The sequence below is a fragment of the Novosphingobium olei genome (genome assembly GCF_012927405.1).
In the GTDB taxonomy this organism is placed as follows: Bacteria; Pseudomonadota; Alphaproteobacteria; order Sphingomonadales; family Sphingomonadaceae; genus Novosphingobium; species Novosphingobium olei.
Window position 1 is genome coordinate 513,188 of sequence record NZ_JABBGM010000001.1, and the last position, 16,408, is coordinate 529,595.

The window sequence follows — 16,408 nt, forward strand, 5'->3', positions numbered from 1 at the left end:
ACAATGCCGCTATCGTCGCTGTTCAGTCTGGAGAAAGTCCCAACGGTTCATGGCGTTACGTCGTAGCGGGGATCTCGGGGGAGTGTTGATGTCGAATTCGAAGCGCCTTGGGGTGCTGTTCCGTCCAGTACCGTTCATCGCAGCGACTTCGCTCGCCGTCTTGCTGGCATCGTGCGCCAAGCCGCCGCCTCCACCGCCGCCGCCTCCACCGCCGCCCAAGGTCGTGGTGATCCCGCCCAAGCCGATGCCGCCCAACGGTGCGAGCAACAATCTCGACATTCCGCCGGTCGATGCGCTCGGCCTTCGCCAGTCGGTCAACCGCAACATCAGCCCGGCCCAGGCGTTGTGGAACCTGCGTTCGGCTTACAACGTCGCGGCGCTGAACTGCAGCGCGCCCAAGCACGCTGACATCCTGGTGCGCTATCGCGCCTTCCTGACCAGCAACGCCAAAGTGCTGACGGCCGCCAACAAGACGGTCGATGCGGAATTCCGCAAGAAGTACGGCGCCAAGTTCGTCGCTCCGCGCGAAGCGTACATGACTTCAGTCTACAACCACTTTGCGTTGCCGCCGACGCTGTCGGACTTCTGTGATGCGGTGCTGGCGGTCAGCCGTGATGGCGTGGCCGTCAAGCCGGCAGATCTCGAGAGCTTCGCGGCGGTGAACCTGCCAAACATCGAGGTGGTGTTCGACGACTTCTATCGCCGGTACGAGAAGTATCGCGCCGATCTGGCGACCTGGCAGTCGCAATATGGCCAGACCGCTGCGGGGCAGACCAGCACTGGCGGGGGAATGGGATCGCCGTCTGCATCTTCCGCGCCCGCGATCGTGCTGCCGACCGTGCAGGCGGGGGCAGGGACTGGCGCCTTCTGAACCTTCGGCGGCGAATTTTGTTCTTGGCAAGGGCTTGGCGCCTGCGCTAAGGGCCGCGCTCCCGAACGGCGCTTCGTCCTGCGAGGCTTCGAGAGGGTTGATACTGGAACGGGGCCGTAGCTCAGCTGGGAGAGCGCGTCGTTCGCAATGACGAGGTCAGGGGTTCGATCCCCCTCGGCTCCACCAGATCCTGAAAGGCCGCCGGTCTTCCGGCGGCCTTTTCGCTTTTGCCGATGCGCCTTGCAGACCCGAGCGCCCCGGCGCAAGTTACCGTCTCTCGCTTCGGATTGCCCAGCCCATGCATTTTCTCGACCAGGCCAAGATCTTCATCCGTTCGGGCGCGGGCGGACCCGGCGCTGTCAGCTTCCGTCGCGAAAAGTACCTCCAGTACGGCGGCCCTGACGGCGGCAACGGCGGCAAGGGCGGCGACATCGTGTTCGAGGCGGTGGCCGGGCTCAACACTCTGATCGATTTCCGCTACACCCAGCATTTCAAGGCGCGGCGCGGGATGGGCGGCGCGGGCAAGAACCGCACCGGCGCTGGCGGCGATGATCTGGTCATCAAGGTTCCGGTCGGTACGCAAGTGCTCGACGACGATCGCGAGACGGTGCTGCTCGACCTGGTCGAGGCCGGTCAGCGCGAAGTGCTGCTGCGTGGCGGCGACGGCGGGCGTGGCAACCTGTCGTACAAGACGTCGACCAACCGGGCCCCGCGACAGTGCGGACCGGGCTGGCCGGGCCAGGAAATGTATGTGTGGCTGCGGCTCAAACTGCTGGCCGATGCCGGGCTCGTCGGGCTGCCCAACGCCGGCAAGTCGACCTTCATCAACCAGGTCACCAATACCAAGGCCAAGGTGGGCGCCTATGCCTTTACCACGACCCGGCCGCAGCTCGGCGTGGTCAGCCATCGCAGTCGCGAATTCGTGCTGGCCGACATTCCGGGCCTGATCGAGGGCGCGGCAGAGGGCGCGGGCATCGGCGATCGCTTCCTGGGGCACATCGAGCGCTGCCGCGTGCTGATCCACCTGATCGACATCCATAGCGAGACCGATCCGGTCGAGGCGATGCGCATCGTGGAGGGCGAACTCGAAGCCTATGGCGCGGGGCTGGACGAAAAGCCGCGCCTGGTTGCGCTCAACAAGATCGACCTTGTCGACAAGGAACTGATCCAGGCGTTCCGCGAGGAGCTGCTCGCGGCAGGGGCAGACGAAGTCTTCCCGATTTCGGGCGCGACCGGGCGGGGCATCGAAGCGTTGCTCGACGCCGTGCTCGACTATTTGCCCGCCGCGACCGTGACCGAGCGGCCCGATGGGGAAGTCGAGGAAGAGGAAGACCGCAAGCCGTGGTCGCCGATCGGATGAAGCGCTCCACCTGCTGCTTGGCCAGGTGATCCGGCCAGTAATGCATCGCGGTGGGCAGCGTTCGTCGGGACGTGCCCTGCGCGGCCCGAACCGCCCTTCACCTTGTGCCACAATTCACCTAAGCCCCGTGCGGCCATGACCATCCACCAGCTCGCAGACCTAGCCGATTCCGCCGCCTGTCCCCGTCTCGTGGTCAAGGTCGGGTCGGCGCTGCTCGTGGGCAAGGATGGCGCACCGCGCCGCGAGTGGTTGACTGCGCTGGTGGGCGAGATCGCGGCCATGCGGGCGCGCGGCCAGGAAGTGATCGTCGTGTCTTCGGGCGCGATTGCACTCGGCGCGCGCAGGCTCGGCCTGGCGAAGGGCGGTCGGGGCAGCCTTTCGGATGCGCAAGCCGCTGCTGCGGTTGGGCAGATCGCGCTGGCCGGGCTCTGGGCCGAGCTGCTGGCGGCCCACGGCCTGACGGCCGCGCAGGTCCTGCTGACGCTCGAGGATCTGGAGGACCGGCGCCGCTATCTGAACGTGACGGCAACGCTGGGCACATTGCTGGCGGCTGGTGCCGTCCCGGTGATCAACGAGAACGACACCGTTGCGACGCAGGAAATCCGCTTCGGCGACAACGACCGGCTGGCAGCGCGCGTGGGGCAGGCCGCTGCGGCAAAGGGCGTACTGCTGCTTTCGGACATCGACGGGCTGTACGACCGCGATCCGCGCCAGCCGGGCGCGGTGCGGATCCCGGTAGTGCGCGGCGTTACGGCCGACATTCATGCGATGGCGACGGGCGGCTCGTCCTCCGGCCTCGGCTCAGGCGGCATGACCAGCAAGCTCCAGGCGGCCGAGATCGCCGAACTGGCGGGCATGGCGCTGGCCATCATCGACGGGCAGCCGCTTCTGCCAGTGGCGACGGCGCTGGAGTCCGATCGGGGCACCCTGTTCGTACCGCGCGGGCGAAAGCGGGCGCGCAAGGCCTGGCTCGGCGGCCGGATGCGCCTGCGCGGCGCGGTCCATGTCGATGCAGGCGCTGCGGCTGCACTGGGGCGGGGATCGAGCCTGCTTGCCGCGGGTGTGCGCGCGGTCGACGGGGATTTCGAGCGGGGCGATGCGATCGCGGTGCTCGGCCCCGACGGGACCACGCTGGCGCGGGGGCTGAGCGAATACGACGCCGCCGAATGCGCCCGGATCATGGGCCACCACAGCCGCGAGCACGAGGACATTCTTGGTTATGCCCCCCGTTCCGCGCTGATTCACCGCGACCAGTTGGTCCTGATCTGATGGGAGCAGACCTGCTGGCGGTAACCGGCGCGACAGGGTTCGTCGGGCAGGCGGTGCTCGACCTGGCACAGCGGCGCGGGCTCGAGGTGAGGGCGCTGGCCCGGCGCCCGCAGGAACCGCGCGCCGGGGTGGAATGGGTGCAGGGCGATCTGGCCGACAAGGCTGCGCTGCGGCGGCTGTTCGGCCGGGCGACGGTAGTGGTGCACATCGCCGGCGTGGTGAACGCGCCCGATGCGGCTGGCTTCGAGGCAGGAAACGTCACGGGGACGATGAACGTGATCGAGACCGCGCTGCGTGTGGGCGTTCCACGGCTGGTCCATGTCTCGTCGCTTTCGGCGCGCGAGCCGCAGCTTTCGCTGTATGGCGCCAGCAAGCTGAAGGGCGAGCGACTGGTAAAGGCGGCGCCGCTCGATTGGACGGTGGTGCGCCCGCCTGCGGTCTACGGCCCGCGCGATACCGAGATGCTCGAGCTGTTCCGGCTGGCGCGCAAGGGCTTCATGCCTTTGCCGCCCGAGGGACGACTGTCGATCATCCACGTGAACGATCTGGCAAGGCTGTTGCTTGCGCTGTTGCCGCCCGGCGAAGACGTCACCGGCCGGGTGTTCGAGCCCGATGATGGACAGCCGGGCGGATGGACCCATCATTCGCTGGCAAAAGCGATCGGCGTTGCGGTGGGGCGGCGCGTGACGCCGATGTCGCTGCCACCTGGCCTGCTCCGCTTCGGCGCCCGGGCGGATCGCTTCTTCCGCAAGGACAAGGCCAAGCTGACCGAGGACCGGGTCGGATACATGTGCCATCCCGACTGGCTTGCGGGTGAGAGCAACCAGCCGCCCGAGGCGCTGTGGCGCGCCAAGGTCGAGACGAGGATGGGCCTTCACGCGACGGCGGCCTGGTATCGCGAAGCGGGCTGGCTCTAAGGCCGGCTCTTGCCCTTCGGTACATCAGGAATCACCCGAGGTTACAATTTCAGACTAATTCGTTCCTATTCGCCATTCCTGCAACGAGGATCGCAACTCGTCAGCAGGGACCAACCGGCCGTGGCAAACAACCAGGAATTGCAGCAGCGCATCGAATTCTATGAGTTGGAGCGCAACCGGGGTAGCTTCGCGCGCCTCGGCGCCGTGATCGCGCGGTCGGTCGATCAGGGCCTAGCAAAATTCTACGAGAAGCTGTCGAGCACGCCGGCGCTGTCAGGCTTCTTTTCCTCGCAGCAGAAGATCGACTACGCGCGGAACGCCCAGCGCGACCATTGGGTAAAGCTGTTCGAACACGGGATCGACCAGGCCTATTTCGAGCGCGCCAATCACATCGGCATGACGCATGCGCGCATTGGCCTTGCCCCGCAGTGGTACATCGGCGGCTATGCGCTGATCTTGGAGCATCTGATCGAGAGCATGGCGCTGCGCGGAATCCGCCGCTTCCTTCCCGGGCAAAGGCGGCTGGCGCGCGATACGGCGGCGCTGGTCAAGGCGGCGATGATCGACATGGACCTGGCGCTGTCGACCTACTTCGCCAAGGCCGAGCAAAACACGCGAGAGATCGTCCTGGGCCAGATGGGTAGCGCATTGCGCTCGCTCGCGGTCGGCAATCTCACCACCCGGATGAGCGGGCTGCCCGCCGATTACCGGCAGGCCGAAGAGGATTTCAACGCTGCCGTCGCGCAGTTGGCCCAGACGCTGGGCATCGTGGCGGCGAGCAGCGGAAGCATCGCCAATGGGACCGAGGAAATCCGCGCGGCATCCGAAAACCTCGCCAGCCGTACCGAACGGCAGGCCGACAGCGTCCAGCAATGCGCGGCCGCGATCGGTTCGCTGTCCCGTGCGCTCGCAGAAAGTTCGGAGGCCATGGCCGCGCTGCGCAAGTCGGCGGGCGAGACCGAGCGGCAGGCCACAGAGGGTCGCACGGCGGTGGGCCAGGCGGTGAGCGCGATGGACGATGCCCAGCGCAGCGCGCAGGAAGTGGTCCAGATTGCCGAGATCATCGACGGAATCGCGTTCCAGACCAACCTACTCGCGCTGAATGCCGGGGTGGAAGCGGCCCGTGTCGGCGAGGTTGGCCGCGGCTTCGCGGTGGTGGCCAATGAAGTCCGGGCGCTCGCCCAGCGATCCGGCGAAGCCGCCGAAAGCATCAAGAAGCTGCTTTCCACCAGCCGCGAGCAGGTCGACCGTGGTGCCGAGCTGGTGAAGAGCGCGGGTGGCATGCTGCATGGCATCATCGGCCGCGTGACTGATATCAGCGGGGCTGTTTCGGACGCGGCAAGCCTGACGCAGGAGCAGGCGGAAAACGCGGCGCAGGTCGATCGCGCGATCGCCGAAATGGACCTGATGACGCAGCAGAACGCTGCGATGGTGGAGCAGACGGCCGCCGCGACGAGGAGCATGGCGGAAACATCGCGCAACCTTGCCGGCGCAGTGGCGCGGTTCCAGTTCGACGTGCCCGGCGAATTGCGGCTGGAGCGCTACGCCGCCTGATCTGCTTCGGCGTTACTGACAGCGGCCTCGACCATGTCGCGCAGCGGCAGGCGGGCCTTCATCCGCACGGCGAGCAGCGCTGTACCGCTCACCTTCCGCTGGACGAACAGGGTTTCGGCCGGGGGAAGGTGCCAGCTGGCGCGATCTTCGAACACCGGCATGGCATGTTCGCGGACCTGTTCGACGAAACGGCGATCGGCGAAATCGAACAGACCGGGCTTGCCCACGTGCGCGAGCAGGACGGCGATCATGGCGTCGATCTGCACGCGGTGCTTGCCAAGCTGCAAGTTCGATACGAAGCCTATGTCGAGCAGGGCTTCGCGCAGGGCATCGTGATCGTCTGCCAGCCCGGCGCGCATCAGCCGCGTGTATGCAGCACTCGTTTCCGGAGCGACCGGGCGTGCCGCCCCGAAATCGAGCAGGACAATCCGGCCAGTATCGGGCTGCCAGCGATAGTTGGCGAAGTTGGGATCGGTCTGCATGAAGCCGAAGCGAAACAGTTCGCCCAGGACCAGGCCGAGCAGCGCACCCATGGCCTCATCGCGCTCTTCCTGCGGGGCCTGCGCCAGATCGTCGATCGGGCGGCCGGGCACGAAGTCCATCACCAGCACCTGCCGTCCGGTCAGTTCCTCGATCGGCGAGGGGACGACGAAACGCCGGTCGTCGGCCAGAAGCCCGCCATAGCGCCGCATCTGAGCGGCCTCGCGCAAGTAGTCGGTTTCCTCGGCCAGCTGGCGCTTCGCCTCGCTCAGCAGGGGTGCGATATCGAGCCCGGCAGGCAGCAGGCCGGAAAAATGAAGCAGCGTGGCGACGTTGTCGACATCCGCCTCGATGCTTGAGGCGACGCCCGGATACTGGACCTTCACCGCCACGTCCCGGCCATCGTGCAGTTCCGCCCGATGAACCTGCCCGATCGACGCGGCGGCGAGCGGGATCGGATCGAAACGCGCAAAGCGCTTGCGCCAATCCGGTCCCCAATGGCCCGAAAGAACCTTTTGGAGCTGGGCGGGCGGCATGAAGTGCGCCGCGTCGCGCAGGCGGGAAAGGATTTCCGTGAGCTCGGCCGGCAGGACATCCCCGGCATCGAGCGAGATCATCTGTCCGAGCTTCATCGCGGCGCCGCGCAGGCGCGACAGCTGCTCGGTCACCCGGCCCACGTTGCCGGGGGTGAGCACGAGGCTGGAAAGTTGCGGACGTTCGCCCTTGGCAAGCCTCCGAGCGCCTTCGGCAATCACGCCACCGGCAAGGCCACCCGCAAGCTGACCGAAGGCTGCGAGCCGCGACAGCCGCGCTGAAGGAACCTTGCGATAGCGATCGGGCATCGGCGCGCCTTGCTGTGCTTGACTTGTACAATCGTACAATTCTTAATCTGTCGCAACATTACCACAAGCTGACCGATCGGGCGATGGGAGCAACGCGCGATTTGTCAGCTTTCGAGCAGGCTGTCCGGTCGTGCGAGCGTCATCAAGCGCAAGCCGTGCGCCCGCGCCTGATCGACCGCCAAGCTCGATGCGGCCGAGATCGTTACGAGCAGTGAAACCCGAGCGATGATAGCCTTTTGCACGAGCTCGAAGCTGCACCGCGCGGTGAGTAGGACGAAACCGGTTGCGGGATCGATCCCGGCTCGGCCAAGCCCGCCCAGCAGCTTATCGAACGCGTTGTGACGTCCCACGTCCTCGCGGACCATGACGATTTCGCCAGCCGGCGTGCAGAACGCCGCAGCGTGGGCGGCGCGGGTATGGGCGCCCAGCGGTTGATGCTCATTAAGTGCGGCGAGCGCGCGAAATACCGCGTCGTCCGTGACAGCGAGCGCAGCCTTAATGGCTTCGAGCGGCCGCAAGACCTGTTCGAGACTTTCGATGCCGCACAGGCCGCAGCTGCCCTCGGCCAAGCGCAATCGCGCACGTTCCAGCAGCGGGCCGGCGCCCTTGCTAGATAGCTGGATCCGCAGCATCCAGCCGCCGTGCTGCACTTCGCTCGCTTCGGCCGACACGAACTCTGCCGGCGAGGCGATCAGCTGTTCCGAGAGACAGAACCCGAGCGCATAGTCGGCAAGATCCGTTGGCGTTGCCATCATCACGGCGTAGCCGATGCCGTTGATCTCGATCGCAACCGGTGCCTCAAGCGCCAGCGCGCGGGTGGCTTCGCGCTGGGGGCGACCGTCGGAAAAGTGTTCGAGAAAATCGTCGGTGCGGGCGCCGTCAATCGGCATGGCGCACGCCCAGGCGAGCTATGGCATCGCGGGAGACCTCCGTCAGCCCTTCGCCTTCGCAAGCCGCGATCTGCGCCCGCATCCGGGGGGACCAATAGGTCGCAATGTGGGCTGCCGTCGCGCCGGCCGGATCGTCATCATGGGCAAGGTTGCGGGCGATCTGGTTGGCCATCGCCACCAGCTTGTCGAGCGGGTCCATCGTCATTCGGCAGGCTCTGCGCGGTGCAGTTCGATCCGTCGCGAACGGCGCGCCTGCTCGGCATAGTCCGCCTGCCAGTCGCTGGGGCCGTTGCTGGGCGAAACCTGGACGGCGGTGACCTTGTATTCCGGGCAATTGGTGGCCCAGTCGGAGAAATCGGTGGTGACGACGTTGGCCTGCGTCTCGGGGTGGTGGAACGTGGTGTAGACGACGCCGGGGGCAACGCGCTCGGTAACCTTGGCGCGCAACGTCGTCTCGCCCGAGCGGCTGGCAAGTCGCACCCAGTCGCCATCCTGCAGCCCGCGGTTCTCGGCATCGGTCGGATGGATCTCGAGCACGTCCTCGCCGTGCCACATCGCGTTGGCGGTGCGCCGCGTCTGTGCGCCGACGTTGTATTGGCTGAGGATGCGGCCCGTGGTGAGCAGCAGCGGAAAGCGCGGGCCGGTTCGCTCATCGGTCGGAACGTAGTCGGTGACCACGAACCGGCCCTTGCCCCGGACAAATCCGTCGACGTGCATGATCGGGCTGCCATCGGGCGCAGCGGCGTTGACCGGCCACTGCAGCGATCCTTCCGCATCGAGCCTTGCGTAGTTCACGCCCGAGAACGTGGGCGTGAGGCGCGCGATCTCGTCCATGATCTGCGAAGGGTGGGTGTAGTTCCAGCCGAGCCCCATGGCCCTGGCGAGTTCCTGCGTCACTTCCCAGTCGGCAAGGCCGTTGCGCGGCTCCATCACCTTGCGCACCCGCTGGATGCGGCGTTCGGCGTTGGTGAACGTGCCGTCCTTTTCGAGGAAGGTCGAGCCCGGCAGAAAGACGTGCGCGTAGTTGGCGGTTTCGTTGAGGAACAGGTCGTGGACGATGACCAGTTCCATGGCGGCTAGTCCGGCCGCGACGTGGCGGGTGTCCGGGTCGGACTGGAGGATGTCCTCGCCCTGGATGTAAAGCGCCTTGAACGCTCCCTCGACCGCCGCATCGAGCATGTTCGGGATGCGCAAGCCCGGTTCGGGATCGATCGGAACGCCCCATTCCGCTTCGAACAGCGCGCGTGTCGCGGCGTCGGAGACGTGGCGATATCCCGACAGCTCGTGCGGGAAGCTGCCCATGTCGCAGGCGCCTTGCACGTTGTTCTGGCCGCGCAGCGGGTTCACGCCAACACCGCGCCGGCCGATATTGCCCGTCGCCATGGCGAGATTGGCGATGGCCATGACGGTAGAGGAGCCCTGGCTGTGTTCGGTAACGCCGAGGCCGTAGTAGATTGCTGCATTGCCGCCGGTCGCATAAAGCCGAGCCGCGGCCCTCACATCCTGCGGTGTGACACCGGTGACCTCCGCGAGAACCTCAGGGCTGTTGCGATCAATCGCGACGAAGTCGGCCCAGTGCCGGTATTCTTCCCAATCGCAGCGCGCGCGGATGAATTCTTCATCGGCGAGACCTTCGATCACGATCACGTGCGCCATCGCGGTCAGCACCGCGACATTGGTGCCGGGCCGCAGCGGCAGGTGCAAATCCGCCGCAATGTGCGGCGAACGAACGAGGTCGGTTCGGCGCGGGTCGATCACGATCAACCGGGCGCCCGGCCTGCCGTCCTTGCCGCGGATGCGCCGCTTCATCCGGCTGGCGAACACGGGGTGCGCGTCGGTGGGGTTGGCGCCGATCACGAGGATTACGTCGCTGTCGTCGACGCTGTCGAAATCCTGCGTGCCGGCTGAGGTGCCGAACGTGGTCTTGAGACCATAACCGGTCGGCGAGTGGCAGACGCGGGCGCAGGTATCGACGTTGTTGGTGCCGAACCCTGCGCGTACCAGCTTCTGGACGAGGAATGTCTCTTCGTTGGTGCAGCGGCTGGAAGTGATGCCGCCAAGCGCATTGCGGCCGTGGCGTTCGCGCAGTTCTTGAAGGCGACGGGCAGTATAGGACAGCGCCTCTTCCCAGCTGACTTCGCGCCAGGGTTGGTCGATCGCATCGCGGATCATCGGCGAAAGGATCCGGTCGGCATGCTGGGCATAGCCCCAGGCGAAACGGCCTTTCACGCAGGAATGGCCGTGGTTGGCCTTGCCGTCCTTCCACGGGATCATCCGGACGAGCTGCTCGCCCCGCATTTCGGCGCGGAAGGTGCAGCCGACACCGCAATAGGCGCAAGTGGTGACGACGGCGCGTTCGGGCTTGCCGATGTCCTTGACCGCCTTTTCCTGCAAGGTGGCGGTGGGGCAGGCCTGGACGCAGGCCCCGCACGAGACGCACTCGGACGAGAAGAAGTCCTCTCCGGCAAGGCCCGCCGAAACCTTCGAGGCAAATCCGCGTCCCTCGATGGTCAGCGCGAGCGTGCCCTGGACCTCGTCGCAGGCGCGCACGCAACGCGAGCAGGCGATGCACTTGGACGGGTCGAAGTCGAAGTAGGGGTTCGAGGTGTCGATCGCGGCGCCGAGATGGGTTTCCCCCTCATAGCCGTAGCGCACGTCGCGCAGGCCCACGGCGGCGGCCTGGTCCTGAAGCTCGCAATCGTTGTTGGCGCTGCAGGTGAGGCAATCGAGCGGGTGGTCTGAGATGTAGAGCTCCATGACCCCGCGACGCAGCTTCTGCAGGCGTGGCGTCTGGGTCTGCACCTTCATGCCTTCGGCCACGGGCGTCGTGCACGAAGCGGGGGTGCCGCGCATGCCCTCGATCTCGACAAGGCAGAGGCGGCATGAACCGAAGGCCTTCAGGTTGTCGCTGGCGCAGAGCTTGGGGATCGATCCCCCGGCGAGCGCGGCGGCACGCATCACGCTGGTGCCGGCGGGCACGGTGACGGCGCGTCCGTCGATAGTGCAGGTGACGTGGTGATCGCCGTGCACTTCCGGCGTGCCGAAATCGGCCTGGCGCTCATAACCCATGGCTTCGCTCCTGCGCGGCCTTCAGGTCCGCTGGCGTGTTGATGTTGGCGGGCGCATGCGGGGATGTCACCGGTCTTGCCCCGATCATCTCGGCAAAAGCGCGCACCGAATGCTTGCGGGGACTCAGCAGCAGTCTTTCGAGCGCATCGGCTGCACCTGCGGGCCAGTGGCCGATGACCGGCTGCGTTTCGATGTAGCGTGGCGGGGGCGAAAGCAGGTCAGGCAGGTCGTCAGGTATGTCTACAGAGTCCACACCGCATGTCAGTACCGAGGCGTAGCCGTTGGCCCGCGCAAAGTTCAGCGCGCCGGCAAAGCCACCCAGCGGGCCAGCATCCGGGGCAGGCCAGTCGGGAATGCAAAGCGCAGGACCTTCCATCCGGCCGACAATCACGACGGCATCGCAAAACGGCTGCAACTGATCCACCGCGCGGGCCAACAGTGTGCGTCCGTTGAGTTCGGCCAGTGCTTTGTCGCTGCCGAAGCGGCTGGAGCGGCCGCCTGCGAGGACCGCGCCCAGGATCATTCGGCTGGCTCCACCACCGGCGTGATGCCAAAGTCCTCGGGGAACCGGTGCAGCGCCGAGAGCACCGGGTAGGGCGTGAACCCGCCGAGCGCGCAGAGCGAGCCGAACTTCATCGTCTCGCACAAGTCTTCCAGCAGCGCGATTTCGTCGCCCAGCGTGCGCTCCACCTTGGGGGCGTTGTGCATCTGGGGCAGCGTTTCGATCCGGTCGGGCGCGCGGCCCTTGCGCTCGCTAATGCGGTCGATGAGTTCGACCCCGCGGGTAGAGCCGATGCGGCAGGGCGTGCACTTGCCGCAAGACTCTGCCGCGCAGAACGACATCGCAAAGCGCGCCTGCCGGCTCATGTCGACGCTGTCGTCAAACACTGTGATGCCGGCATGGCCGATGAGGCCGTCGGCAGCAGCAAAGGCTTCGTAGTCGAAGGGCAGATGGAAGTCGGACGGTGGATGATACGCGCCCAACGGTCCGCCAACCTGCACCGCGCGCACCGGACGACCCGATGCAGTGCCGCCGCCGATGTCGTCGACGAGGTCGCCAAGTGTGACTCCGAAGCCCGTTTCGAACAGGCCGCCGTGCTTCACATTGCCCGCGATTTGAATAGGCATCGTCCCGCGCGAACGGCTGAAGCCGACTTCGGCATAGGCCGCGCCGCCGTGCGCTAGAAGCCACGGCACCGCTGCCAGCGTCAGCACGTTGTTGACCACGGTGGGCTTGCCGAACAGGCCTTCGAGCGCAGGCAGCGGCGGCTTGGCGCGCACTTCGCCTCGCTTGCCTTCGATGCTGTTGAGCAGCGATGTCTCTTCACCACAGACATAGGCGCCCGCGCCCACCCGCACTTCCAGCACGAATGGCGCGACGATGTCTGCACTGGCGCGGATCGCCGCTTCCATCGTGGCGATCGCATGTGGGTATTCGCTGCGGATGTAGATGTATCCGCGCATTGCCTCCACTGCGAGACCGGCGATGGCCATCCCTTCGATGAGCAGGAAGGGATCGCCTTCCATCACCATGCGATCGGCGAAGGTGCCGCTATCGCCTTCGTCCGCATTGCAGACGATGTACTTCTGCGCCGCCTGCGCCCGGGCCACGGTCTGCCACTTGATGCCGGTCGGAAAGCCCGCGCCGCCACGGCCGCGAAGCCCTGAAGTAGTGACTTCGGTCACGATCGCTTCGCTGCCGATGTCGCGCGCGCGCCGCAAGCCTTCCCACCCGCCGGTTGCGGCATAGTCTTCGAGGCTGAGCGGCCGCGTCTTTCCGGCGCGTACGAACGTGCGGCGCTGCTGGCGGGCGATGAAAGGGTGCTGCTCGATCGGGCCGATCGCCTTGGCGGACTGGCCCGACAGTACCGCCGCGACGTCTTGCGGCTGCAACGGGCCGAAGCCCTGACCGTCGATTTCGGCCAGCGGCTCGAGCCAGTGCATGCCCCACGAGGACACGCGCTCGACGGTGCAGCCAGCGGCGTCGAAGGCCGCTGCAACTTCATCGGCGCCGCAGGCCAGCGCGAGGGAATCGTTGCTGATGCGCACCACAGTCACGCCAGCATCTCCATCAGCGCCGCAAGCTTTGCCGCATCGAGCCTTGCGTGCAGCTTGCCGTGCGCCATGGCATTGGGGCCGACGCTGCACAGGCCAAGGCAGTAGACCGTTTCGATCCTGACGCCATCGGGCACTGTGATCGTCGCGGCCAGCGCTTCCACCCCGCGGGCTTGGCACGCCTCGGCCCGGCAGAGCTTGAGCGATGGGCGCGGATCGGGCGTCTGAATGAAGTCGTGGTAGAAGCTGACCACCCCATGAACCTCGGCTCGGCTGAGATTCAGCGCATGGGCGATGGATCGGATAGCGTCGTCGGAAACATGGCCGAAGCTTGCCTGCACATCGTGGAGGATCGGCAGCAGCGGCCCTTCGCGGTGCGCATGCTCTGCGATGATCTGCTCAAGGCTTGGTTTCATGTGCTTTGCGCGCGTCGCGCCGTCCTCTGCCATCCCGCGCGAATGCAGTCACCCGCACATCCGTTCGTGGGCGGATGTTCTGCGCCGCGAGGGGCCGCGCGTCAACGCGGCAGCGCGTAGGCCAGAACAGAGTCTCCCAGCTTTGTGCCGAGCGAATTGTGACCACCGGCTACCACGATCACCATCTGTCGCCCTGAAGGGCTGAGGTACGTCATCGGGGTGGCCTGTGCGCCTGCAGGCAGCCGTGCCCGCCACAGCACATCGCCTGTCGCCAGGTCATAGGCGCGGACATAATAGTCGATCGTCGACGACATGAAGCCAAGGCCGCTGGCAGTCACCATCGGGCCGCCCAGCGACGGGACGCCCATCTTGAACGGGATGGGCACGGGCATCTGATCCCGCGTCGTGCCATTCGCGCGTCGCCACATGATCTTGCCGGTGACAAGGTCGAGCCCGGCCACATATCCCCATGGCGGTGCTTGGCACGGGAGGCCAAGCGGTGACAGGAAGGGGTTCAGTTCGACGGCATACGGCGCGCCGAAGTTCGGATTATAGCCGTGTTCGCTTGCCCCATGCATGTCCGATCCGCCGGACGGACCGTGGCGATTTCCGCTTGCCGGATCGGCACGTGGCACCAGTCTGTCGACGAAGCCCATGTAGTTGGGATGAGCGAAAGCAACTTGGCGTTCGGGATCGATCGCCATGCCGCCCCAGTCCATCACGCCGAAGTTGCCGGGATAGACCAGCGTGCCCTGCAGCGAAGGAGGTGTGAATTCGCCATCATAGCGCAGGCGCTTGAACTTGATGCGGCAGACAAGCTGATCAAGCATGGTGGCACCCCACATTCCGCTCTCTGTCGCGCGGTCGGGCAGCATCGAAACCGCGGAATAGGGCTGCGTCGGCGACAGGCGGTCCCCTGGTGCTGCGCCTTGCGGAACCGGGCGTTCGGTCACGGAATGGAGCGGTTGGCCGGTGCGGCGATCCAGGACGAAGATGTTGCCGGTCTTGGTCGATTGGACCAGCGCGGGCACGCGGCCCTTGCCCGGCAGATCGAGATCGACCAGCGCCGGCTGTGCGGGCACGTCCATGTCCCACAGATCATGGTGCACGGTCTGGAACACCCAGCGCACCTTTCCGGTCATGGTATCGAGCGCGAGGACCGATGTCGCAAAGCGCTCGGTGGTGGCGGGGCGAGTGCCGCCCCACTGGTCCACCGCCCCCATGCCCATCGGCACGTAGATCAGGCCCAGCTTATCGTCGGCGGCCGAAGTGCTCCACGAATTGGGCGTGGAGAGAACGTAGTGCTGGCCGGGCTTGATCGGCGATGTGTCGTCTGGCCGGCCGGGATCGAAGTTCCACACCAGATGGCCGTCGGCAAGGTCGTAGGCGCGGATCACGCCCGAAGGCATTTTCATGGCCTTGTTATCGTAAATTGCGCCTCCGAGCACGATGAGACCGCGCGAGATCAACGGTGCGGAGGTGAACTGGTACCATCCCAGTGGATGGCCGGGCTGGCCCGGAAGCGTCGAGATCTGGCCATTCGTGCCGAAGCCGGGGCAGGGCCGCCCGGTCGTGGCGTCAAGAGCGATCAGGCGGGCGTCGTTGGTGGCGGTTATGATGCGGCGCTGGCACGATGCGGCCTGGGGAACCTCCGCATAGGATACCCCACGGCAGGACAGATGCTGCATCTCTCCCGTTACCTGAATGCGGGGATCGTACGTCCAGCGCGTGCGCCCTGTCTCGGCATCGAGGGCAAGGACATGGTTGTGCGGGGTGCACAGATAGACCGTATCGGCAACCTTGATCGGCGTTACCTCGTAGGTGATCTCGTCCGGATCACCCGGGCGTTGGCGGTCGCCAGTATGGATCTGCCAGGCAAGCTCCAGCTTTGCCACGTTGCCGGGCGTAACCTGCTTGAGCGGAGACCATTTCTGTCCTTCCCACGACCGTGCATAGGCACGCCAGTCGCCGTCAGGCTGGTCGCTTAATCCGACGGGCGTGCGAACGCCGGGCAAGCGCCCGTGCCAGTCATGGTCGGCAATGCCCGATGCCACGGCAACCCCCCCGGCGCCGACCAAGGCGAGTGCAAGGGGGCCGGCGACAGTCAGCCAAGGGCGGCTGTCATCGGTCCGGTGACGCAGGGCACGGGTAATCCATGGCAGGGTCATGGCAAGGCCCAGCGGCACGATAAGATCGCCGCGCGGTACCAGCTTCCACCAGTCGAACCCGATTTCGTCGATCGCCCATATCAGGGTGACGACGATGAGCGCTGCCATCAGGTGGAGGGAAAGTGGATTGCGGCGCAGCAACAGCCAGCCGATCACAATCAGGGCAAGGCCGGCCAATCCATAATAGGGCGAGCCACCAAGAACCAGCAGCCACACACCTCCCACCAGATTTGCCAATCCGATGGCAATGGCCGCCCACGCGACAATGTGCAGCAGAAGTGGCGTTCCGTGAGGAGCTTGGTTGGTCACATCCGCTGTCCCTTGCCTGATCGCAAGCAGCAACGCGCCAGACACAATTTGGTTCGGCGGGGCGCAACAAACTGTGGGATGCCGGGAGAACCGAGGCGGCGCGGGGATTTGGGGGGCCGGCCGCCTCGATTCAGGGTTTTGGCGACTGACCGCCACGAGCACCGCTAACGCAGTGCAGTATCGGGGTCAACCTTAGTTAGTATTGAAA

Annotated in this window: 13 protein-coding genes and 1 tRNA gene; 6 read left to right on the forward strand and 8 right to left on the reverse strand. The window is 66.0% G+C overall.

The genetic code is table 11. The features are described from left to right. The first annotated feature begins 88 nt into the window (after positions 1–88). The 6 genes from HHL27_RS02380 to HHL27_RS02405 all read left to right on the forward strand — a co-directional run bounded on the left by HHL27_RS02380 (position 89) and on the right by HHL27_RS02405 (position 5,971). Entirely contained in the window at positions 89–871 is a 783-nt protein-coding gene (locus tag HHL27_RS02380; RefSeq protein WP_169491755.1) for a hypothetical protein, read from the forward strand. A 110-nt stretch (positions 872–981) separates the two neighbouring features. After that, positions 982–1,057: transfer RNA gene (locus tag HHL27_RS02385), tRNA-Ala, on the forward strand. A gap of 112 nt (positions 1,058–1,169) precedes the next feature. After that, positions 1,170–2,231 carry a GTPase ObgE gene (gene obgE, locus HHL27_RS02390; RefSeq protein ID WP_169491756.1) on the forward strand — a complete coding sequence of 354 codons (1,062 nt, stop codon included), beginning with the start codon at positions 1,170–1,172 and terminating at the stop codon, positions 2,229–2,231. Between the two features lie 135 nt (positions 2,232–2,366). After that, positions 2,367–3,500 (forward strand): glutamate 5-kinase, encoded by a 1,134-nt coding sequence (gene proB / locus HHL27_RS02395; RefSeq protein ID WP_169491757.1) that lies wholly within the window; start codon positions 2,367–2,369, stop codon positions 3,498–3,500. After that, a complete protein-coding gene (locus HHL27_RS02400) occupies positions 3,500–4,417 on the forward strand; it encodes an NAD-dependent epimerase/dehydratase family protein (protein ID WP_169491758.1) in 918 nt (305 codons plus the stop codon). Before proB ends, HHL27_RS02400 begins: the two co-directional genes overlap by 1 nt. Positions 4,418–4,537: 120 nt before the next feature. After that, positions 4,538–5,971, forward strand: coding sequence for a methyl-accepting chemotaxis protein (locus HHL27_RS02405; RefSeq protein ID WP_169491759.1), 1,434 nt, complete (start codon positions 4,538–4,540; stop codon positions 5,969–5,971). Here the strand turns inward: HHL27_RS02405 and HHL27_RS02410 are convergent. From HHL27_RS02410 to HHL27_RS02445, 8 genes are all read right to left on the reverse strand, one after another. Continuing rightward, positions 5,959–7,293, reverse strand: a complete 1,335-nt coding sequence (locus HHL27_RS02410) for an ABC1 kinase family protein (RefSeq protein ID WP_169491760.1) — start codon at positions 7,291–7,293, stop codon at positions 5,959–5,961. The two genes, HHL27_RS02405 and HHL27_RS02410, sit on opposite strands and share 13 nt — an antisense overlap. Positions 7,294–7,397: 104 nt before the next feature. After that, entirely contained in the window at positions 7,398–8,183 is a 786-nt protein-coding gene (gene fdhD / locus HHL27_RS02415) for a formate dehydrogenase accessory sulfurtransferase FdhD (protein WP_169491761.1), read from the reverse strand. After that, complete coding sequence (locus HHL27_RS02420) at positions 8,173–8,388, reverse strand: formate dehydrogenase subunit delta (RefSeq protein ID WP_240959257.1); 216 nt, start codon at positions 8,386–8,388, stop codon at positions 8,173–8,175. The genes fdhD and HHL27_RS02420 overlap by 11 nt, the downstream gene beginning before the upstream one ends. Further along, positions 8,385–11,252 carry a formate dehydrogenase subunit alpha gene (fdhF, locus tag HHL27_RS02425; RefSeq protein ID WP_169491762.1) on the reverse strand — a complete coding sequence of 956 codons (2,868 nt, stop codon included), beginning with the start codon at positions 11,250–11,252 and terminating at the stop codon, positions 8,385–8,387. The genes HHL27_RS02420 and fdhF overlap by 4 nt, the downstream gene beginning before the upstream one ends. After that, positions 11,242–11,775, reverse strand: coding sequence for a molybdenum cofactor guanylyltransferase (gene mobA / locus HHL27_RS02430; RefSeq protein WP_169491763.1), 534 nt, complete (start codon positions 11,773–11,775; stop codon positions 11,242–11,244). The genes fdhF and mobA overlap by 11 nt, the downstream gene beginning before the upstream one ends. Continuing rightward, complete coding sequence (locus tag HHL27_RS02435; protein ID WP_169491764.1) at positions 11,772–13,310, reverse strand: NADH-ubiquinone oxidoreductase-F iron-sulfur binding region domain-containing protein; 1,539 nt, start codon at positions 13,308–13,310, stop codon at positions 11,772–11,774. The genes mobA and HHL27_RS02435 overlap by 4 nt, the downstream gene beginning before the upstream one ends. Continuing rightward, positions 13,307–13,723 carry an NAD(P)H-dependent oxidoreductase subunit E gene (locus HHL27_RS02440; RefSeq protein WP_206069323.1) on the reverse strand — a complete coding sequence of 139 codons (417 nt, stop codon included), beginning with the start codon at positions 13,721–13,723 and terminating at the stop codon, positions 13,307–13,309. Before HHL27_RS02440 ends, HHL27_RS02435 begins: the two co-directional genes overlap by 4 nt. 101 nt (positions 13,724–13,824) lie before the next feature. Then, complete coding sequence (locus tag HHL27_RS02445) at positions 13,825–16,200, reverse strand: membrane-bound PQQ-dependent dehydrogenase, glucose/quinate/shikimate family (RefSeq protein WP_206069324.1); 2,376 nt, start codon at positions 16,198–16,200, stop codon at positions 13,825–13,827. Positions 16,201–16,408: the final 208 nt, after the last annotated feature.

What these genes read in the sequence shown, in the direction of transcription:
- fdhD (WP_169491761.1), bottom strand. Translation starts at nt 8,183, where the DNA reads ATGCCGATTGACGGCGCCCGCACCGACGATTTTCTCGAACACTTTTCC.
- obgE (WP_169491756.1), top strand. Translation starts at nt 1,170, where the DNA reads ATGCATTTTCTCGACCAGGCCAAGATCTTCATCCGTTCGGGCGCGGGC.
- HHL27_RS02420 (WP_240959257.1), bottom strand. Translation starts at nt 8,388, where the DNA reads ATGACGATGGACCCGCTCGACAAGCTGGTGGCGATGGCCAACCAGATC.
- mobA (WP_169491763.1), bottom strand. Translation starts at nt 11,775, where the DNA reads ATGATCCTGGGCGCGGTCCTCGCAGGCGGCCGCTCCAGCCGCTTCGGC.
- proB (WP_169491757.1), top strand. Translation starts at nt 2,367, where the DNA reads ATGACCATCCACCAGCTCGCAGACCTAGCCGATTCCGCCGCCTGTCCC.
- HHL27_RS02410 (WP_169491760.1), bottom strand. Translation starts at nt 7,293, where the DNA reads ATGCCCGATCGCTATCGCAAGGTTCCTTCAGCGCGGCTGTCGCGGCTC.
- HHL27_RS02400 (WP_169491758.1), top strand. Translation starts at nt 3,500, where the DNA reads ATGGGAGCAGACCTGCTGGCGGTAACCGGCGCGACAGGGTTCGTCGGG.
- HHL27_RS02380 (WP_169491755.1), top strand. Translation starts at nt 89, where the DNA reads ATGTCGAATTCGAAGCGCCTTGGGGTGCTGTTCCGTCCAGTACCGTTC.
- fdhF (WP_169491762.1), bottom strand. Translation starts at nt 11,252, where the DNA reads ATGGGTTATGAGCGCCAGGCCGATTTCGGCACGCCGGAAGTGCACGGC.
- HHL27_RS02440 (WP_206069323.1), bottom strand. Translation starts at nt 13,723, where the DNA reads ATGAAACCAAGCCTTGAGCAGATCATCGCAGAGCATGCGCACCGCGAA.